12 protein-coding genes and 1 tRNA gene are annotated in these 19,205 nt (G+C 69.3%); 10 read left to right on the top strand and 3 right to left on the bottom strand.

The window, feature by feature from the left end; all coding sequences use genetic code 11:
• Window positions 1–9: 9 nt before the first annotated feature.
• Window positions 10–879, bottom strand: coding sequence for a FecR domain-containing protein (locus HZ321_RS16115; RefSeq protein ID WP_181703409.1), 870 nt, complete (start codon window positions 877–879; stop codon window positions 10–12).
• Window positions 880–1,117: 238 nt separating this feature from the next.
• On the opposite strand from HZ321_RS16115, the gene dapF reads away from it, so the two are divergent.
• The 6 genes from dapF (at window position 1,118) to HZ321_RS16085 (ending at window position 11,493) form a co-directional block, all read left to right on the top strand.
• The gene (dapF, locus tag HZ321_RS16110) at window positions 1,118–1,987 is read left to right on the top strand and encodes a diaminopimelate epimerase (protein ID WP_181703408.1); all 870 of its coding nucleotides are present in this window, start codon (window positions 1,118–1,120) and stop codon (window positions 1,985–1,987) included.
• Between the two features lie 89 nt (window positions 1,988–2,076).
• A complete protein-coding gene (gene mtaB / locus HZ321_RS16105) occupies window positions 2,077–3,333 on the top strand; it encodes a tRNA (N(6)-L-threonylcarbamoyladenosine(37)-C(2))-methylthiotransferase MtaB (RefSeq protein WP_181703407.1) in 1,257 nt (418 codons plus the stop codon).
• A gap of 29 nt (window positions 3,334–3,362) precedes the next feature.
• Entirely contained in the window at window positions 3,363–4,520 is a 1,158-nt protein-coding gene (gene ftsY / locus HZ321_RS16100) for a signal recognition particle-docking protein FtsY (RefSeq protein ID WP_181703406.1), read from the top strand.
• Between the two features lie 128 nt (window positions 4,521–4,648).
• Window positions 4,649–7,960, top strand: coding sequence for a transglutaminase family protein (locus HZ321_RS16095; RefSeq protein WP_181703405.1), 3,312 nt, complete (start codon window positions 4,649–4,651; stop codon window positions 7,958–7,960).
• 87 nt (window positions 7,961–8,047) lie between these two features.
• Window positions 8,048–10,576 carry a circularly permuted type 2 ATP-grasp protein gene (locus tag HZ321_RS16090; RefSeq protein WP_181703404.1) on the top strand — a complete coding sequence of 843 codons (2,529 nt, stop codon included), beginning with the start codon at window positions 8,048–8,050 and terminating at the stop codon, window positions 10,574–10,576.
• Complete coding sequence (locus HZ321_RS16085; protein ID WP_181703403.1) at window positions 10,573–11,493, top strand: transglutaminase family protein; 921 nt, start codon at window positions 10,573–10,575, stop codon at window positions 11,491–11,493. Before HZ321_RS16090 ends, HZ321_RS16085 begins: the two co-directional genes overlap by 4 nt.
• Here the strand turns inward: HZ321_RS16085 and HZ321_RS16080 are convergent.
• On the bottom strand, window positions 11,487–12,497 hold the full coding sequence (locus HZ321_RS16080) for an NAD(P)H-dependent glycerol-3-phosphate dehydrogenase (RefSeq protein WP_342343862.1): 1,011 nt from the start codon (window positions 12,495–12,497) through the stop codon (window positions 11,487–11,489). The two genes, HZ321_RS16085 and HZ321_RS16080, sit on opposite strands and share 7 nt — an antisense overlap.
• A 17-nt stretch (window positions 12,498–12,514) precedes the next feature.
• A complete protein-coding gene (gene tsaD, locus HZ321_RS16075) occupies window positions 12,515–13,600 on the bottom strand; it encodes a tRNA (adenosine(37)-N6)-threonylcarbamoyltransferase complex transferase subunit TsaD (RefSeq protein WP_181703402.1) in 1,086 nt (361 codons plus the stop codon).
• Between the two features lie 100 nt (window positions 13,601–13,700).
• Here tsaD and hemC point away from each other — a divergent pair, with 100 nt between their 5' ends.
• The 4 genes from hemC (at window position 13,701) to HZ321_RS16055 (ending at window position 19,056) form a co-directional block, all read left to right on the top strand.
• Window positions 13,701–14,639: a hydroxymethylbilane synthase gene (hemC, locus tag HZ321_RS16070; protein WP_181703401.1), complete on the top strand. Its 939-nt coding sequence runs from the start codon at window positions 13,701–13,703 to the stop codon at window positions 14,637–14,639.
• Window positions 14,640–14,644: 5 nt separating this feature from the next.
• A complete protein-coding gene (locus HZ321_RS16065; protein ID WP_181703400.1) occupies window positions 14,645–17,224 on the top strand; it encodes a uroporphyrinogen-III synthase in 2,580 nt (859 codons plus the stop codon).
• Between the two features lie 14 nt (window positions 17,225–17,238).
• Complete coding sequence (locus HZ321_RS16060; protein ID WP_181703399.1) at window positions 17,239–18,867, top strand: heme biosynthesis protein HemY; 1,629 nt, start codon at window positions 17,239–17,241, stop codon at window positions 18,865–18,867.
• Window positions 18,868–18,980: 113 nt separating this feature from the next.
• A tRNA-Thr gene (locus tag HZ321_RS16055) sits at window positions 18,981–19,056 on the top strand.
• Window positions 19,057–19,205 lie beyond the last annotated feature (149 nt).

Below are 19,205 nucleotides of genomic sequence, written 5' to 3'. Positions count from 1 at the left end.
GTCCTTCGCTCAGTGGCGACCGCCGCCGTGCCCATGGCCACCCGAGTTGCCGCCGCCATGCCCGGAATTACCGCCTCCACCGCCGCCGTTGCCAGAGTTGCCTCCAGCTCCGCTGTTGCCGCCGCCGTTTCCGGAATTGCCGCCACCGTTTCCGGCGTTGCCGCTCTTGCCGTTGCTGTTCTTCGACTTGTCCGGTTTGCCGCTGTCGGCCTCGGCTGAGGCCTTCTCGTCCGAGGCTGCGCCGAGCGACTCTACGGAGACCTTACGGGTTCCGAATGCCTTGACGGTGGCCTCTGCGGGCTTGCCCTTCTCCACGACGGGTCTGTCGACACCGGCGACGGAAAGGCCGCCGGTGCCCGGCCGGGTCTTGGCGCGCTGTCCGGGACCGAGATCAGCGTGGTCTCCGGACGTGAAATCGGAGACCTGGACAAGTCCACGGTCGACGTTGACGGAGGCCCGCGACGGGGAAACGGTCACGGTGAAGCGGGTGCCCTTGACGACGGCCGCCAGGAAAGGCGTCTCGACGGAAAAGTAGGGCGCGCGCCGCTTTTCGACGTCCACTTCGATGGAGCCGACCTGCTGCTCGATGCGCACCTTGCGCGAGAAGAAGGACGTGGGGCCGACAGAAATGACGGTGTTTGGGCCGAGCGCCATGCGGTTCTTGTCCTGAACGAGCAGGACCCTTGCCCGATCGGCGGTTGCCACGGTCTGGCCGCTGGTGACCGTCATGCGGGGTTTGAGCGCGATCGGTTCCGTGCCACTTCCGGTGATCCAGGCGCGGCCGGTTACACGCTCAACGGTCCAAGCGGACGCAAGTACGGCCTGGCTGGTTGCCAGAAGCAGGGCAAGCGCCACAAGCAATTTCTTGAAGATGTTCATATCGGCCCCGAAGCGGCGTCCTCCCACCAAAAATATGTTCTAACGAGAATGTACTTTCGTCGGCTTAAAAGAGCTGGTGAACGGGATTCTAACCCCTCCATCAACTATCCGGCGGATCGGATTCACGCCTTCTTCATCAATCGGGGCGTGCCGTGTTCAGTGGACGGTCGCCCCTTCCGAAACCGTCCGAAAATCGCTACCTATCGGGTGTCAAGCCACCCATGGATCGAATGCTCCCATGACCGACGGCGTGCCTTTCACAAAGATGAACGGGATCGGGAACGAGATCGTCGTCCTGGATATGCGTGGCCGGCGCGAGCGGGTGACGGCGGATGCCGCGCGGGCGATCGGCCAGACGCCTGGTGCGCATTTCGACCAGCTGATGGTGGTCTACGATCCGGTGACGCCGCAGACGGATGCGGCGATGATCATCTTCAACATCGACGGATCGGAGTCGGCGGCCTGCGGCAACGGCACCCGGTGCGTGGGGCGTTTGATGTTCGACGAGAGCGGCAAGGACCGGCTGACGCTGCAGACCCGGGCGGGCCTGCTGACGGTTCGCGAGGCCGGCGACGGGCTCGTGACGGTCGACATGGGCCGGCCGGAGTTCGCCTGGGACAAGATCCCGCTGGCCGAACCTTTCCATGACACGCGGGCGATCGAGCTGCAGATCGGGCCGATCGACGATCCGATCCTGCATTCCCCGTCGGTGGCCAGCATGGGCAATCCGCACGCGATCTTCTGGGTCGACGACGCATCGGCCTACGACCTCGGTGCGATCGGCCCGATGCTGGAGCATCACCCGATCTTTCCGGAGGGAGCGAACATCTCGCTTGCGCAGGTCACGGGACCGGACTCGTTGATCCTGCGGGTCTGGGAGCGCGGGGCGGGACTGACGAGGGCCTGCGGCTCGGCGGCCTGCGCCGCTGCGGTTTCGGCGGCCCGTACCGGCCGGACCGGGCGCACGGTGCGCGTCAGCCTGCCGGGCGGCGACCTTCTGATCGAGTGGACGGACGCCGACAAGGTTCTGATGACAGGGGCGACCGAACTGGAGCATCGCGGTATGCTGCCGGGCGAGATCTTCGCCCCCCGGGCTGCGGTCGCCTGACCGCCGATCCGGCGCCGCTCTGGCGTTTGTCCGCCGTTTCGGCCATATAGCGGCGGACCAACCCCACAAGCAGGGCATCGACCACTCCCATGGCTATCGAGGTGGTGACCTTCGGCTGCCGTCTGAACACGGTGGAATCGGAGGTCATGAAGCAGAAGGCCGAAGCGGCCGGACTGACGGACGCCGTGCTGGTGAACACCTGCGCGGTGACCGGCGAGGCCGTGCGCCAGGCCCGGCAAGCGATCCGGCGCGCGCGGCGGGAGAACCCGGCCGCCCGGATCGTCGTGACCGGCTGCGCTGCGCAGACCGATCCGGCGTCCTTCGCGGCGATGGAGGAGGTGGACCTCGTCGTCGGCAACGACCAGAAGATGACCGAGGCGGCCTACCGGGCCCTGCCGGACTTCGGCGTGGCGGCGGCGGAAAAGACGCGCGTCAACGACATCATGAGCGTGCGGGAAACGGCGCTGCATCTGGTCGACGGGTTCGAGGGGCGGGCGCGGGCCTTCGTGCAGGTTCAGAACGGCTGCGACCACCGCTGCACCTTCTGCATCATCCCCTATGGCCGCGGGAATTCGCGTTCCGTGCCGATGGGCGAGGTCGTCGCCCAGGTCCGCCGGCTGGTGGAGAACGGTTATGCGGAGGTGGTGCTGACGGGTGTCGACCTGACGTCCTATGGACAGGACCTGCCGGGGACGCCACGGCTCGGTAAGCTCACCCGGACCATCCTGGCGCATGTGCCGGAGCTGAAGCGTCTGAGGATCTCCTCCATCGACTCGATCGAGGCGGACGAGGACCTGATGCGCGCGATCGCGGAGGAGGAGCGGCTGATGCCGCACCTGCACCTCTCCCTGCAGGCCGGCGACGACATGATCCTCAAGCGGATGAAGCGCCGACACCTGCGCGCGGATGCAATCCGCTTCTGCGAGGAGGCCCGACGGCTGCGGCCCGACATGGTGTTCGGCGCCGACCTGATCGCCGGGTTCCCCACCGAGGACGAGGCGATGTTCGCCCAGTCGCTCGCCATCGTCGACGATTGCGGGCTGACGCATCTCCACGTCTTCCCCTATTCGCCGCGGCCCGGAACACCCGCCGCGCGCATGCCGCAGCTGGAGCGCGCGGTCATCAAGGAGCGAGCGGCGCGGCTGAGGGTGAAGGGAGACGATGCGTTCACCGCCCACCTTGCGAGCGAAACCGGACGGCGGCGGCTGGTGTTGATCGAGAAGAACGGCCTCGGGCGGACCGAACAGTTCACGCTGGCCGAGATCGCCGCGGGCCGGCCGGGCGAGATCGTCGACGCCGTCGTGACCGGCCATACCGAGCGGGCGCTCGTGGCCAAGGCCGCTTGATCAACTGACCTCTGGAGACGGGACCGACGATGGCCGAAGACAAGAAGCCTGGATTCTTCGGCCGCCTGTTCGGCTTCGGCAAGGACGGGGAGCCCGAGACGAAGCCGGCGGCGGAGCCCGTTGCGGTGGAGCAGGCTCCGGACGAGCCCCAGGCTCCCACGGTGATCGCGGAGCCCGGAGAGAACCCGTTCGCGCGCTTCGCTCCGGCGCCGCTCGGAGTTCCCGCGGTCGATACCCCGGCGCCCGACGCCGGCGAGACGGGCCCGAAGAAGTCCTGGCTCGACAAGCTGCGCGAAGGGCTGTCGCGCTCGCGCACGGCGATCGGGGGCGGGATCGTTTCGATCTTCACCAAGCGCAAGCTCGACGACGAGACTCTGGAGGAGCTGGAGAACGTCCTGATCCAGGCGGACCTCGGCGTGCAGACCGCGACCGCCATTACCGAGCGGCTGGCCAAGGGCCGGTTCGGCAAGGACATCTCCGACCAGGAGGTCCGCACGGTTCTGGCCGAGGAGGTCGAGGCGGTGCTTTCGCCGGTGGCCAAGCCGCTGGAGATCCGGGCCGACCTGAAGCCGCATGTGATCCTGGTGGTCGGCGTCAACGGTTCGGGCAAGACGACGACGATCGGCAAGCTGGCAGCGAAGTTCCGGGCCGAGGGCCGGTCGGTGATGCTGGCGGCCGGAGACACCTTCCGGGCGGCGGCGATCGACCAGCTGAAGGTCTGGGGCGAGCGGACACAGGTGCCGGTCGTAGCCCGACCGGTGGGTTCGGACGCCGCCGGCCTGGCGTTCGATGCCCTGACGGAGGCCAAGGCCGGCGGACGCGACGTGCTGATGGTCGACACGGCGGGACGGCTGCAGAACAAGGCCGAGCTGATGGCGGAGCTGGAGAAGGTCGTGCGGGTCATCCGCAAGGTCGATCCGAGTGCCCCGCACGACGTGCTGCTCGTCCTCGACGCAACGACCGGCCAGAACGCGCTCAACCAGGTGGACGTTTTCGGCAAGACGGCGGGCGTGACCGGTCTGGTCATGACCAAGCTGGACGGTACGGCGCGCGGCGGTATCCTGGTGGCCATCTCCGCGAAATTCGGCCTCCCCGTCCACTTCATCGGTGTCGGCGAGCAGATAGACGACCTGGAGCCGTTCCAGGCCCGCGATTTCGCCCGGGCAATCGCAGGGCTGGAAGACTGACGACAGTGTTCGTCGCCTGCGGGGCGCACACTGCCCTTTCCGTCGGCATGCCTACGGGTTAGGCTTCTACTGCCCGCCCGGATGGTTTCTCATGGCGGGACGTTGCGCAACGCGAGGCTGAAGACCTGATGGCGATCCTGACGAAGCTCACCCACGTCACCCGCTATACCTACGACCGCCCCGTCCAGCTCGGACCTCAGGTGGTCCGCCTCAGGCCGGCGCCGCACAGCCGCACCAAGGTGCCCTCCTACGCGCTGAAGGTGACGCCGGAGCCGCACTTCGTGAACTGGCAGCAGGATCCGCACGGCAATTGGCTGGCCCGGTTCGTGTTCCCGGAGCCATCGACGGAGTTCTCCGTCTCCGTCGACCTGATGGCGGAGATGGCGACGATCAACCCGTTCGACTTCTTCACAGAGGACTATGCGCAGAAGTTCCCGTTCGCCTACACGCCTGAGCTCGGGATCGAGCTCGCGCCCTACCTGATCCGCGAAAGCGAGGGGGACCTCTTCCGCGACTACCTGGCTGGCGTTTCGCGCAAGCTGGTGCCGACGATCGACTTCCTGGTCGGGATCAACCAGGACCTGCAGCGGCACATCAGCTACGAGATCCGCATGGAGCCGGGGGTGCAGACCCCCGACGAGACGCTGGCACGGCGGTCCGGCTCCTGCCGCGATACCGGCTGGCTGCTGGTCCAGCTGCTGCGACACCTCGGGCTCGCCGCCCGCTTCGTGTCCGGATACCTGATCCAGCTGAAGCCGGACCTGAAGGCGCTGGACGGGCCGGCCGGCACGGCGGTCGACTTCACCGACCTGCACGCCTGGTGCGAGGTCTACATCCCCGGCGCCGGCTGGATCGGGCTCGACCCGACGTCGGGGCTGCTCTGCGGCGAGGGGCATATTCCGCTGGCCGCGACGCCCCATTACGCCTCGGCGGCGCCGATCTCCGGCGGCTATACGGGGCACCCGGACACGCAGGTGTCGTTCAGCTTCGACATGTCGATCGCGCGGATCGACGAGCGGCCGCGGGTGACCTATCCGTTCGCCGACGACGCCTGGGAGCGGCTGCTTGTCGCCGGCGACACGGTGGACGCCGCGCTCCAAGCCCGCGACGTGCGGCTGACGATGGGCGGCGAGCCGACGTTCGTTTCGATCGACGACTACCAGTCGGCGGAGTGGAACACCGCGGCGGTAGGCCCGACCAAGCGCACGCTGGCCGACCAGCTGATCCGGCGGCTGGCGGACCGCTTCGCGCCGGGCGGCTTCCTGCACTACGGCCAGGGCAAGTGGTATCCCGGCGAAAGCCTGCCGCGCTGGACCTTCTCGCTCTACTGGCGCAAGGACGGCAAGCCGGTCTGGCGAAACCTCGACCTGGTGGCCCGGGAAACCGGCAACACGCCGCCTTCGATCGACGACGCCGCGGCCTTCACGGCGGGTGTCGCCAAACGGCTCGGCATTCCCGCCAGCTTCGCCGTGCCGGCCTTCGAGGATCCCGGCCACTGGATCCTGAAGGAGCAGGGGTTGCCGGAGAACGTTACGACCGACGACAGCAAGCTGGAGAGCGCAGAGGAGCGGGCCCGCATCGCGCGGGTGTTCGAGCGCGGGCTCGGCAAGGCGTCCGGCTACGTGCTGCCGGTCCAGCGCTGGCAGTCGCGCGCGGGTTCGGGGTGGGTCTCCGAACTCTGGAATTTCCGGCGCGGCCGGCTGTTCCTGATTCCCGGAGATTCGCCCGTGGGCTACCGGCTGCCGCTGGCGGCGCTGCCCTATGTGCCGCCAGCTGCCTATCCCTACATCGTGGAACGCGACACCTTCGACGACAGGCCGGACCTGCCGGATCCGGAGGAGCTGCACCAGACGTTCCGCCGCTCCACCGAGGTGACGCCGGACGACCCGCGCGTCCAGCAGTGGATGACCGGGGTCGGGGCGGTGCGCACCGCGCTGTCGGTGGAGCCGCGCGACGGACGGCTCTGCGTGTTCATGCCGCCGACCTCGACGATCGAGGATTACCTGGAGCTGCTGGCCGCGGCGGAGAACACCGCCGAGGAGTTGGGGCTTCCCGTTCACATCGAGGGATACGCGCCTCCGTTCGATCCGCGGATAGGCGTGGTGCGAGTGGCGCCGGATCCGGGTGTCATCGAGGTGAACGTGCATCCGGCCGCCTCCTGGCGCGCGTGCGTGGACATCACCACGGGCGTCTACGAAGAGGCGCGGCTGACGCGGCTCGGTACCGACAAGTTCATGACGGACGGCCGGCACACCGGCACCGGCGGCGGCAATCATGTGGTGATCGGCGGTGCGACGCCTGCCGACAGCCCGTTCCTGCGCCGGCCGGACCTGCTGAAAAGCCTGGTGCTCTACTGGCAGCGTCATCCGAGCCTGTCCTACCTGTTCTCCGGACTGTTCATCGGCCCGACCAGCCAGGCGCCGCGGATCGACGAGGCCCGGCACGACGCGCTCTACGAGCTGGAGATCGCGCTGGCGCAGGTGCCGCGGCCGGGCGAGGGGCCGGCACCGCTGCCCTGGCTCGTCGACCGGCTGTTCCGCAATCTCCTGGTGGACGTCACCGGCAACACGCACCGGTCGGAGATCTGCATCGACAAGCTCTACTCACCGGACGGCCCGACCGGTCGGCTCGGGCTGGTGGAGTTCCGCTCGTTCGAGATGCCGCCGGACGCGCGGATGTCGCTCGCCCAGCAGCTCCTCCTCAGGGCTCTGGTGGCCTGGTTCTGGGACCAGCCGCAGACCGGCGGCTTCACACGCTGGGGCACCGACCTGCACGACCGCTTCATGCTGGAGCACTTCGTGTGGGCGGATTTTCGGGAGGTGGTCAGCGATCTGCAACGGGCCGGTTTCCCGATTGAGGCACTTTGGTTCGAGGCGCAACGGGAGTTCCGCTTCCCGTATTTCGGGACGGTGTCCTATGGCGGGGTGGAGCTGGAGATCCGCGGCGCGCTGGAGCCGTGGCACGTAACGGGTGAGGAAGGCGCGGTCGGCGGCACGGTCCGCTATGTCGACAGCTCGGTGGAACGGCTGCAGGTGAAGGCGACCGGGCTCGACCCGAACCGGCACGTGATCGCGTGCAACGGCCGGCGCGTGCCGATGCTGGCGACCGGCAGCAACGGCCGGCATGTGGGCGGGGTGCGGTTCAAGGCCTGGCATCCGGCGAGCGGCATCCATCCGGTGCTGCCGGTGAACGCACCGCTGACCTTCGACGTGGTGGACAGCTGGAACGGGCGCTCGCTCGGCGGCTGCGTCTATCACGTGGCCCATCCGGGCGGGCGGAACTACGACACCTACCCCGTCAACGCCTACGAGGCGGAAGCCCGCCGTCTGGCGCGGTTCCAGGACCACGGTCACGCGATCGGGCCCATCGCGGTGCCGCCGGAGGAAAGGCCCGGTGCGTTTCCGGCGACGCTCGACCTCCGCCGGCCGGCGTGGATGTGACGGCCGTGTCCAGCGACCCTTCCGAAGGGGCTGGACGCTTCGCGTATTTGCCTTAGCCTGACCGTGCGCCGATCCTGCCGAGCTTTCATGAGCGAGACCCGTCCCGACACGCTGAAGACCGACGCCCGCTCCGCGGCGCGTGGCGCGCTGCCGGGGTGGATCTCGGCCCTCGTGGGCCGCTATCGACCGCTTCCGGGTGTCCACGACGAGATGATGCGGGCGGACGGGTCGCTGCGCGAGCCGTGGCACCGCTTCCACGCGGAGATAGGCCGGCTTGGACCGGAGCCGTTGAAGGAGGCGTTTTCCTCCGCACGGCGGCACCTGGAGGATTCGGGGGTCTTCTACCGCGTCTACGACGACGCGCAGGGCGGCGAACGCCCGTGGCCGCTGGCGGCGATGCCGCTCCTGATCGGGGCGCGCGAGTGGGAAGGCCTGAAGGCGGGCGTGATCCAGCGTGCCCGGCTGGCAGAGGCGCTGCTGAAGGACGTCTACGGAGAGGGACGGCTCGTCCGCGACGGCGTGCTTCCCGCGGCCGTGGTGACAGGCAGCCCGGACTACCTGCGGCCGCTGGTCGGCCTGCCACCGCCCGGCGGTCGACATCTCCACCTCTACGCAGTCGATATCGGGCGCGGTCCCGACGGCGCGTGGTGGGTGCTGAGCGACCGCGCCCAGGCTCCGTCGGGCGCGGGGTATGCGCTGGAGAACCGGATCGCGGTGTCGCGCGCGATGCCGGACATCGCCCGCGCGCTCAATGTGGAGCGACTGGCGCCGTTCTTCCAGAGTTTCCGGGACGAGCTTGCGCGGCTCAACGCGCGCGCCGAGGCGCGGGTGGCGCTGTTGACGCCCGGGCCGCTCAACGAGACCTACTTCGAGCACGCTTATCTCGCGCGATACCTCGGCTTCCTGCTGGTCGAAGGGGGCGACCTGGCGGTGCGGGACGGGGCGACCTATGTGCGCACCGTGTCCGGACTGAAGCGGGTGGACGTGGTCTGGCGGCGGCTCGACGGCGACTTCGCCGATCCTCTGGAGCTGCGGACGTCGTCGCGGCTCGGCGTGCCGGGACTGGTGCAGGCGATCCGGGAAGGCGGCGTCACGGTCGCCAACAGCCTCGGTTCGGGCGTGGTGGAGAGCCGGGCGCTGATGGGCTTCATGCCGGCTCTGGCGCGGCATGTTCTGGGCGAAGACCTGATCCTTCCCAACGTGGCCACCTGGTGGTGCGGGCAGCCGCGCGAGCGGGAGGCCGTGCTCGCTCACCTCGACGGCATGGTGGTGGCGCCAGCCTTCGGGGCGCACATCCCGGGCCTGCCGGAGTTCAAGACCGGGGTGGGCGCCGGGCTCACCGCGGAGCAGCGCAGAGCGCTGAGGGAGATCGTCGAGCGGCGCGGCATGGACGTGGTGGGCCAAGAGGCGGTGAACCTGTCGACCATGCCGGTGTGGACCAATGGCGTGTTGGAGCCCCGGCCCTTCGTGCTCCGCCTGTTCCTGGCGGCGGTGGGCGACGACGACTGGACGGTGATGCCCGGCGGGTTCTGCCGGATCTCGGGCTCGTCCGATGCGCGGTTCGTTTCGCTGCAGCAAGGGGCGAGCGCTTCGGATGTCTGGGTGCTCGGCGACGGGCCGGTGGCGGAGACGACACTGCTGCCGACAGCGGATCGCGTTCGCGTGAGGCGGACGACCGGCACGCTGCCAAGCCGTGCGGCCGACAACCTGTTCTGGCTGGCGCGGTACCTGGAGCGGACCGAGGCGACGCTTCGGCTGGTGCGGGCCCTGCTCGGCCGGGTGGTGGATTCCGGCGTCGCGTCGGAGGGGCCGCTGGTCGAACGGCTCGTGCTGCTCTTGTCGCGGATGGGCGCGCTGCCGGGTCCCGCCCGTCTGCCGGCGTCGCGGCTGGCGATGTCCGTCCTGACCGACCGCACGGCCATCGGCGCATTACCGCGGCTGACGGCAATGGCGCGCTCGGCAGCGGCGGTGATCCGGGATCGCCTGGCACCGGACGCATTCCAGGCGGTGACTGACATCGCCGCGCGTTTCGAAGCGTCCGGACGCCGGATGACGCCAAGCCAGGCCTTCGACGAAACGAACCAGGCGCTCAGACTGGTCGCCGCCTTTTCGGGGTTGGCCTCGGAAAACATGAACCGCCAGATGGGCTGGCGTTTTCTGGAGCTCGGGCGCCGCATCGAAAGGGCCGTGAACACCTCCCGCTTCGTGCAGATGTTCGGAGAGGAGACCGCCCCGTCGGGGGCGCTCGACGTGATGCTCGAGCTTGGCGACAGCCAGATCACCTACCGGTCGCGCTATGTCATGACGGCGTCCCGGGTGCCGGTGCTCGATCTTCTCGTGCTCGACGACAACAATCCGCGATCGGTGGCCTTTCAGGTGGGGCGGATCAACCAGCACCTCGGCGAACTGCCGGCGACGACCGTCGACGGCCGACCCGTGCCCGTGTTGCGGGCTTCGCGGAAACTCCAGGCGATGCTGTCCACCACACCGGTGGAGGATCTCGCCCTCGCCGATCTGGACGAGATCATGGGCGACCTGTTCCGCCTTTCCGAGGGGATCTCGGAGCGCTTCTTCCGTCAGGCGCCGTCGCAGGATCTTCCGGAGGAGCTCGGATGATTTACGACGTCCGGCAGGTCACGACCTACGCCTACACGTCCACGGTTCCGTTCTCGCGCCATGCGGCGCGGCTGTTGCCGGTGAACAGGCCGGGACAGCGGGTGATCGAGGCCGCGCTGGATATCGACCCGGCGCCGGCCGAGCGATCAGACGCGCGGGATTTCTTCGGGAATCGCCTGACGGTGTTCGCGCTCGAGCAGCCGCATGCCGAACTGGTGGTGTCGCTGAGCGCGCGGATCGAGGTGCAGGCTCCCGAACCCCTCCTGGCGAGTCTGACTCCACCTTGGGAGGCGGTGCGGTCGGAAGCGATGGCGAGCGCCGACCTGTCGTCCGGCTCACCGGCGCATTTCCTTTATCCGTCCCGGTCGGTGGCGCTGGATCCGGCGATCACTGCCTGGACGGCAGAGAGCTTCCCGCGATCGCGCCCGATCCTGGAGGCCGCTACGGCCCTGATGACGCGGATCAAGTCGGGACTGCGCTATCAGCCCGGCGCGACCGACGCAAAGACGCCGCCGGCTGTCGCTTTCGCCGCAAAGAGGGGTGTCTGCCAGGACTTCGCGCACGTGATGATCGCGGGTCTGCGGGGGCTCGGTCTGCCGGCCGCCTATGTCAGCGGATATCTCAGAACCGATCCGCCGCCCGGCCGGCCCCGCCTGCAAGGCGCGGACGCGACCCACGCCTGGGTGTCGGTCTGGTGCGGCGAGGCGTCGGGCTGGGTGGGGCTCGACCCGACGAACGGGATCGCCGCCGGGGAGGACCACATCGTGCTCGCCATCGGGCGGGACTACGCGGACGTCTCGCCCCTCGACGGCGTGATCATCGCCTCCGGCGAGCACAGCCTGACGGTTGAGGTGGATGTGGTGCCCGTTCCATCAAAGCCGCTCGGGCGGAGCCGCCCGGCGACGGCTGCTCAGTAGACGTCCTCGCGCTTGAGCGGCCGTGACAAGAGGCGCTCGACGGCTCCGTCGACGGAGAGGCTGCCGTCCAGCACGGCGGCGACGCAGTGCATGATCGGCGCCTCGATACCGAAGGCGACAGCCCGTTCGACAGCAATCGAGGCGGTGAACGCCCCTTCGGCGAGCTTGCCGAAGGTCGCGGGGTCGGCGCCTTCGCCGAGCGCGACGCCCAGTGCGAAGTTGCGCGACTGGGTGGAGCGGCAGGTGAGAACGAGATCGCCAAGGCCGGATAGCCCCATCAGCGTGTCGGACTTCGCGCCCCAGGCTGCCGCAAGCCGGCGCATCTCGACGAAACCGCGTGTGATGACAGCCGCTTCGGCACTGGCCCCCAGGCGGCGGCCGGCGACCACGCCGGCGGCGATGGCGAGAACATTCTTCAACGCGCCGCCGAGCTGGACGCCGACCATGTCGCTGGCGGCGTAGGGACGGAAGCCAGGGCCGGCGAGGATCTGGCAAAGGGCCTCGGCCAGGATCAGGTCCTCCGCCGCGATGGTCACCGCCGTCGGCAGGCCGAGGGCGACGTCGGCGGCAAAGCCCGGGCCCGATAGCACCGCGATCGGACCCTTCGCGTAGCTGGCGAAGGCGACCTCGGACACGAGAAGCCCTGTCTGCCGGTCGATCCCCTTGGCGCATGAGACCACGGCCGTGCCGGGGCGGGCGTGACGGGAGATTTCGCCAGCGGCGATTCCGGTGACCTGGGCCGGGGTGGCGAGCAGGATGATCTCGGCGTGGAGAAGGCTTGCCGGGTCGGCCGTCGCCTGGATGCCCTCCGGAAGGTCCATACCGGGCAGATACGGCGTCCTGCGCGTCCGGTTGATCGCATCGGCTACGGCGTGGTCGCGTCCGACGAGCGCAACCTCGTGACCCGCCCTGGCGGCCACCATGGCCAGAGCCGCGCCCCAGGCGCCCGCTCCGTAGACCGCGATGCGCGTCCGCTCCCTCGCTTCTTCCGATATCCCAGACACGCTGCTGCGGTCTCCCCTCAAACCTTGGCGCCGAGCCGACCGCGGCCGACAACCGGTTCCGATTCGCCGTCGAGAGGCCAGCGTGCGCGGGCCGGCGCGTCGAGTCCATCGACGAGCCCGAGTGCAAGATGCTCCGCACCCGCCCAGGCTATCATGGCGCCGTTGTCCGTACAGAGCTTGAGAGGTGGTACGATCAGACGCGCACCGAGCGATTTGGCCAAGGTTTCCAATCGGGCGGCGATCGTCTTGTTGGCCGCGACACCGCCCGCGACGACGAGAGTGGGGATCTTGTCGCCCATCGTTGCTGCAAAACGACGCAAGGCAAGGCCGGCGCGGTCCGCGATGACGTCGGCGACAGCGGCCTGGAAGGACGCGCAGAGGTCGGCGACGTCCTGCGGGGAGAGGGGGCTCGCCGCCTGCGCTTCCTGTCGGACCGCGGTCTTGAGACCGGAGAAGGAGAAGTCCGGTTCGGGCCTGTGAAGGAGGGGGCGGGGGAGCGGGAAGCGTGCCGGATTGCCGTCGAGGGCCATCCGTTCGACCGCCGGCCCGCCTGGATAGCCAAGGGCGAGAAGCTTGGCCGTCTTGTCGAAAGCCTCGCCCAGGGCATCGTCGATGGTGGTGCCCAGGCGTGTGTAGCGGCCGATGCCCTCGACCCTGACGATCTGCGTGTGTCCCCCTGACACCAACAAGAGAAGGTAGGGGAAATCGATCGCGTCCGTCAGGCGAGCGGTCAGAGCGTGGCCTTCCAGGTGGTTGACGGCGACGAGCGGCTTGCCGGTGGCATAGGCGAGCGCCTTGGCGGTCGTGAGGCCCACCAGCACGCCGCCGATCAGTCCCGGACCTGCCGTGGCGGCGATCGCGTCGAGGTCGGCGAGAGCGACGCCGGCGTCCGCGAGCGCTGCGCGGATGACGTCGTCCAGCGCTTCCACGTGGGCGCGGGCGGCGATCTCGGGCACCACGCCGCCGAACAGCGCGTGGGCGTCGATCTGGCTGAGCACGACGTTGGAGAGGATGCGCCCGCGCCCTTCGGATGAGCGCGCGACGACCGCCGCGGCCGTTTCGTCGCAGCTCGTCTCGATGCCGAGGACGAGTGTTTCCGCCATTCGTTACGCCATCCGTGTCGTCACGGGTTTCTTCGGGGCCGTCCGGGCGCTATATCGGGCCCTCGACCGAAACCCGGCCCTATCATCTGGACGACCCCGAGTGCAAACTATTCCCGTCCGTATCGGAACCCGCGGCAGCCCACTGGCGCTCGCCCAGGCGCACGAAGTCCGGGACCGGCTGTCGGCCGCCTGGGGAGAAGCCGCCCCGGCGTTCGAGATCGTGGTGATCAAGACTTCGGGGGACCGGATCCTGGACCGTCCGCTGTCGGAGGTCGGGGGGAAGGGCCTCTTCACCAAGGAGATCGAGGAGGCGCTGATCGCCGGCGACATCGATCTGGCCGTCCACTCGTCCAAGGACATGCCAACCCTGCTGCCCGACGGCCTGGTGCTCGAGCATTTTCTTCCGCGCGAGGATGTGCGGGACGTGCTGATTTCGACCCGCCATGCCTCGCTGGCGTCGTTGCCTGCGGGGGCCGTGGTCGGGACGGCTTCGCTGCGCCGGCAGGCGATGGTGAAGCGGCTTCGTCCCGACCTGGACGTCGTGACCTATCGCGGCAACGTCCAGTCGCGACTGCGCAAGCTGGACGCCGGGGAGGTGGATGCCACGCTGCTCGCATTGGCCGGGCTCAACCGGCTGGGCCTCAGCCATGTCGCGACCGAGATCCTTCCGGAGGAGACCTTTCCGCCCGCGGTCGGGCAAGGCGCCATCGGCATCGAGACACGGGCCGGCGACGCACGGATCGACAGCCTGGTGTCGGCGATCCACGACGAGGCGACCGCCGTCTGTCTGAGGGCGGAGCGCGCCATGCTGGCGGCGCTCGACGGCTCCTGCCGAACGCCGATCGCGGGGCATGCGAAAGTCGCGCAGGGACTTCTCACGCTCTACGGGCTGATCCTGACGCCAGATGGACGGATTCATCACGACGGAACCGTCTCCGGCAGGCCCGAGGACGCCGCGGCTCTCGGCAGCGGTCTCGGCGAGCGGCTGCGGCTTGCGGGTGGACCGGCGTTCTTCACACAGCATCCGGCCGAGGGCTGACGCCGATGCGGGTCCTGATCCTCAGACCCGAACCCCAGGCCGAGGCGATGGCCCGGACGCTCGCCGGGCACAGGATCACGTCGATCATCGCGCCAATGCTGCGGGTGGACGCCCTGCCAGGCGCGGGAGCGACGATAGCCGCCGACCGGCCCGGGCTCCTCATCCTGACCAGCCTGAACGCCGTGTCCGCGCTTCAGCCGGTACCGGAAAGCTTGCGAACCTGCGCAGTTGTCGCAGTGGGGACGGCCACGGCCGAAGCCGCGCGGCATGCTGGGTTCGCGGACGTCTACGATGCCGGCGGTGATGCGGAGGCAGTCCTGGAGCTCGTGCGCAATCGGTTCCAGCCCTCCGTCGGACTGGTTATTCATGCGGCCGGCCGGGACAGGGCCGGTGACGTGGCCGAACGGCTTGCCGCGGACGGATTCGCCGTCAAGGTGGTGGAGGTCTACCGGGCCGAGATGGCCGACAAACTTCCTGCCGAGGCGATCGCCGCGCTGGGCGAGGGCTCCGTCGATGCGATCGTCGTCGGATCCGAACGAACCGCAAGGGCGTTGCGGCGTTCCCTTGAGGCTGCCGCGCTGACGCTTGGGGGAGACCGGCCGGCCGTGGTGGCGATCTCGGCCAAGGCCGCGGCCCCGCTCGCGCCTGAATTGACGCGGATCGTCGTCGCCGAACACCCGACCGGCGAGGACCTTACCAAGGCCGTGGTTGCGTTGGGGCTCACGCTCGAAAACAATGCGGGCGTCGACGACATCGAGACAAGATCCCCGGACTCGGGGAGCGACGATTGGGAGGAAGCGGCAAACATGGCATCCGGAAACGATCGTCGCGACACCGATCCCTTCGCCAAAGCGGGCCGTCGCAAGGGGAAGCCGACCACCATCGACCTGACGGCGACCGAGATCGCCGCCCGCGCGGCGCGTGCGGACGAAGCTGCCGCCGCCGCGCAGGAGACGCCGGTGGCGCCCGAACCGATGGCGGAAGCGGTGGGAACTCCGGGCTCCGCGGCAGCCGACCTTGCCGCGGCCAGCGACCCCGCAGCCGAAGCCGCAGCGGTCGAGCCTGCCGGTGAAGCGTCCGCCGAGCCGGAAAAGAAGGCCGACGATCCCGACCAGATCTTCGTCAGCGATGTGCTGGCCGGTGCCGAACAGCCGGGCGCTACGGGGTCCGAGTCGACTCGCGATGACGCTTCGACCGAGGACACGGTGCACGCCTCATCGGCGGCCGAGACGGCGGGCGCTGCCTTCGCCGAAGATCCTGCGCCCCGTGTCGCGGCGGCCACCTACCCGCCTCCGCGGGAGGGCCGTGGAACCCTCGGCACCGTGGCCGCCGCTCTCCTGGGCGGTGTGGTGGCTCTCGGAGGTGGTGCACTGCTCTATACGAGCGGCGTGCTTCCGCCCGTCGGGGCGGATCCTGCCGAGGTTTCGGCCCTCCGCACGGAGGTCGCCGCATTGTCCGAACAGCTCGCGGCGCTTGATGCCCGACCGGCGCCTGCGCCCGACGCGGCGCTGGCCGAGCGGGTCGGTAGCCTGGAGACGGCGCTCGGCGCCCTGCCGCAGCCTCCCGCCGACCAGGGCGAGGCGGTGGCGGCCCTCAAGGGCGCCGTCGACGAACTCGGGAGCCGGCTCACCGTGATCGAGCAGCAGGCCGGCGGGACCGAAGGCTCGCAGATCGCGGAGGTCACCGCAGCGCTGGAAAGCTTGCGGGCCGATCTCGACGGTTTGCGCACGGCACAGACCGACTTCGGCCGTGGTCTGGAAGAACAGCGCGCGGCGGTAACCGACCTCGCCAACCGGCCGCAGCCGCCGACCGTCGATCCGCAACGCGTCGAAACGCTGGAGCAATCGGTTGCCGGCGTCATCGAACGGATCGGGGCGCTGGACCAGTCGCTCGGCGAGACCAGGGGCTCCGTCACGGCGACCGTGGAGGGCTTGCGGAGCACGATCGACGGCGTGGCCGGAAGCATCAAGCCCGTTGCCGACCAGCTCACCGCACTGGATGGCCGGCTGGCGGACATCGAAGCCCGGTTGGCGGAAGCGCCCAAGCAGGGCGAAATCGCCGCGCTGTCGCTGGCCGTGACCTCGCTGTCGTCGAAGGTGGCCGCCGGAGAGCCGTTCAAAGGGGATCTCGACGTGCTGCGCGCAACAGCAAGCGAACTTCCGGACCTTGCGGCACTCGACGCCACCGCGGCGGCTGGTGTCGCCACAACGGACGAACTCGTCGCCGGGTTTCCCACCGCCGAGATCCTCGCAGCGCGACCCGCGGGCGAGGACACCGGTCTCCTGGACCGGATGATGATCGGGGCGAAGTCGCTGGTGAACTATCGCGAAACCGGCGACAGCGCGACCGATCCCCTGTCGGTTCCCCTCGACGATCTGCGCAAGGCCCTCGACGCCGGCGACCTGCCGGCTGCCGCTGAAGCCTGGACACGACTGCCGGCGTTCGCCCAGGAGCGTTCCGCCGCCTGGAAGGCAAGCCTGGACGAGCGGGTTGCGGCCGACAAGGCCGTGGCCGACCTGACCCAAAGCGTCTTGACCCGATTGCAGGCGGGCGCCGGAGAACCGGCCGCCCCCGCGGCGAACTGAAAAGAGGTCCGTGGATGATTCGCGTCCTTGTCGCCATCGCCCTTCTGTTCGCCGCCGTGTTCACGCTGGACTGGCTCGGCGGCGTCCCGGTCAGCGTGGCCATCAACTGGCCGGGCGGCGAGATGGCTCCGCCGCTCCGCGTGGTGGTGGTCTCCCTGCTGGTGTTCGCGCTGGCCGCCATCGTGCTCTGGAAACTCGTCAGCGGCCTCTTCCATACGCCGGGCGCCATCCGCGGGTTCTTCCGGGCGCGGCGGCGCGACAAGGGGTACCAGGCGCTGTCCCGCGGGATGATCGCGGTGGGGTCGGGCGACATCCGGCTGGCGCACCGCTACGCCGGTGAGGCCGGACGCCACCTGTCGCGCGAGCCGCTGGTGATGCTCCTCGAAGCGCAGACCGCCCAGCTGGAAGGGCGGCCCGACGCGGCCCGCAGCGCCTTCACGCGCATGCTGGAGGATCCGGACACGCGGCTGCTCGGACTCAGGGGCCTGTTCATCGAGGCGACCCGGGCCGGGGAGAGCGAAGCCGCCCGCCACTACGCGGCCGAAGCGCAGAAGATCGCTCCGGGCGTTCCCTGGTCCGCCACGGCGATGATGGAATACCAATCAGCGGAACACGACTGGGAAGGGGCGCTCTCGACGCTCGAGCAGGCGGCGGGAACGCGGCTTCTTGAGAAGAGCCAGGCGAAGCGGCTTCGGGCGGTGCTGCTCACCGCGCGGGCCGCAGACGTGGAGGACGCCGAGCCGGACAAGGCGCGCGCCTTCGCCCTGGAAGCCCACCGCCTGGTTCCGGAGTTCGTGCCGGCTGCCGTGCTGGCCGCCCGCGTCCTCACCCGCCTGAACGACACCCGGAAGGCGGCCAAGGTTGTCGAGACAACCTGGAAGCTGGAGCCGCACCCGGAACTCGCCGAAGCTTTCATTCACGTCCGGCCTGGCGACTCCACGCATGACCGGCTGAAACGCGCCCAGACTCTCTACGGGATCCGGCCGAACGCCCGTGAAGGGGCTGTCGCCGTCGCCCGGGCGGCGCTCGATGCGCAGGAATGGGATCTTGCCCGCGAGTATCTTGGCAAGGCCCTTCGCCTGATGCCGACGCAGCGGATCTGCCTGATGATGGCCGAGCTCGAGGAGCGCCAGCACGGAGACCGCGGCCGCGTCCGCGAGTGGCTCTCCCGTGCCGTCCGTGCGCCGCGCGACGAGGCCTGGACCGCCGACGGTGTGGTGGCTGAGACGTGGCATCCGGTTTCCCCGGTCACGGGGCGGCTCGACGCGTTCGAGTGGCGGGTGCCGGTCGCCACGGATACGGGCGCGACCGAACTCGACGGATCCGATCTTGCCGAACGGGCGGCGCTTCCCTTGGAAGCCCCGCCGCCGCCGCCGGTTGTTGAAGCGAGCGTCTCCGACGACGATGGCGACGATCGGAATCCGCCCGCCCCGCCCCCGCCTGCCCCGGAGGAACCCGGCGCCGCCTTCCCGGCCGACTCGCGTCCTGTGCAAGCGGCGACTCCGGAACCGGCACCAGCAGAAGCGCGCCCGGCCGCCCGATCCGGTTCGTCGGCATCGATGCTCACCATGCCTTTCCGTCCGGACGACCCCGGTCCCGGCGGCGAGGCCGTCGAACCGACGCCGTCGCGGGTCTTCGTGTAGGTTCGCACGACATCGGCGCTTGAAATTCGCCATCGTTGGGGCTATCAACCGCCCACTCGTTCCGGACGGAACCGCCCGGGACCGCCGCTTTCCCCGGGGAAAGCGACAGAGATGCCGCAGTAGCTCAGCTGGTAGAGCACGTCATTCGTAATGATGGGGTCGGGGGTTCGAGTCCCTTCTGCGGCACCACTCGTCCTCTGTTCGTTCCGGACACATGGGTGACAACCTCGTGCCGGACGGTGTGCGATAGCGCCGATCTGCAGCCGGGGTCCGTCGGACACGCGGTAGACGCCACCCGGCTATCTGATGCTTCCGCGAAGCGGTATCCTGGACATCCT

This window comes from Chthonobacter albigriseus (assembly GCF_013839445.1).
GTDB lineage: Bacteria > Pseudomonadota > Alphaproteobacteria > Rhizobiales > Pleomorphomonadaceae > Chthonobacter > Chthonobacter albigriseus.
The sequence above is the reverse complement of the archived record's forward strand: the minus strand, read 5'-3'. Positions and strand labels throughout refer to the sequence as shown.

Excerpts from the sequence above, each read along its gene's own strand:
- HZ321_RS16065 (WP_181703400.1), top strand. The coding sequence starts at position 14,645 with ATGCGGGTCCTGATCCTCAGACCCGAACCCCAGGCCGAGGCGATGGCC.
- HZ321_RS16090 (WP_181703404.1), top strand. The coding sequence starts at position 8,048 with ATGAGCGAGACCCGTCCCGACACGCTGAAGACCGACGCCCGCTCCGCG.
- HZ321_RS16085 (WP_181703403.1), top strand. The coding sequence starts at position 10,573 with ATGATTTACGACGTCCGGCAGGTCACGACCTACGCCTACACGTCCACG.
- HZ321_RS16115 (WP_181703409.1), bottom strand. The coding sequence starts at position 879 with ATGAACATCTTCAAGAAATTGCTTGTGGCGCTTGCCCTGCTTCTGGCA.
- tsaD (WP_181703402.1), bottom strand. The coding sequence starts at position 13,600 with ATGGCGGAAACACTCGTCCTCGGCATCGAGACGAGCTGCGACGAAACG.
- dapF (WP_181703408.1), top strand. The coding sequence starts at position 1,118 with ATGACCGACGGCGTGCCTTTCACAAAGATGAACGGGATCGGGAACGAG.
- mtaB (WP_181703407.1), top strand. The coding sequence starts at position 2,077 with ATGGCTATCGAGGTGGTGACCTTCGGCTGCCGTCTGAACACGGTGGAA.
- HZ321_RS16060 (WP_181703399.1), top strand. The coding sequence starts at position 17,239 with ATGATTCGCGTCCTTGTCGCCATCGCCCTTCTGTTCGCCGCCGTGTTC.
- ftsY (WP_181703406.1), top strand. The coding sequence starts at position 3,363 with ATGGCCGAAGACAAGAAGCCTGGATTCTTCGGCCGCCTGTTCGGCTTC.
- HZ321_RS16095 (WP_181703405.1), top strand. The coding sequence starts at position 4,649 with ATGGCGATCCTGACGAAGCTCACCCACGTCACCCGCTATACCTACGAC.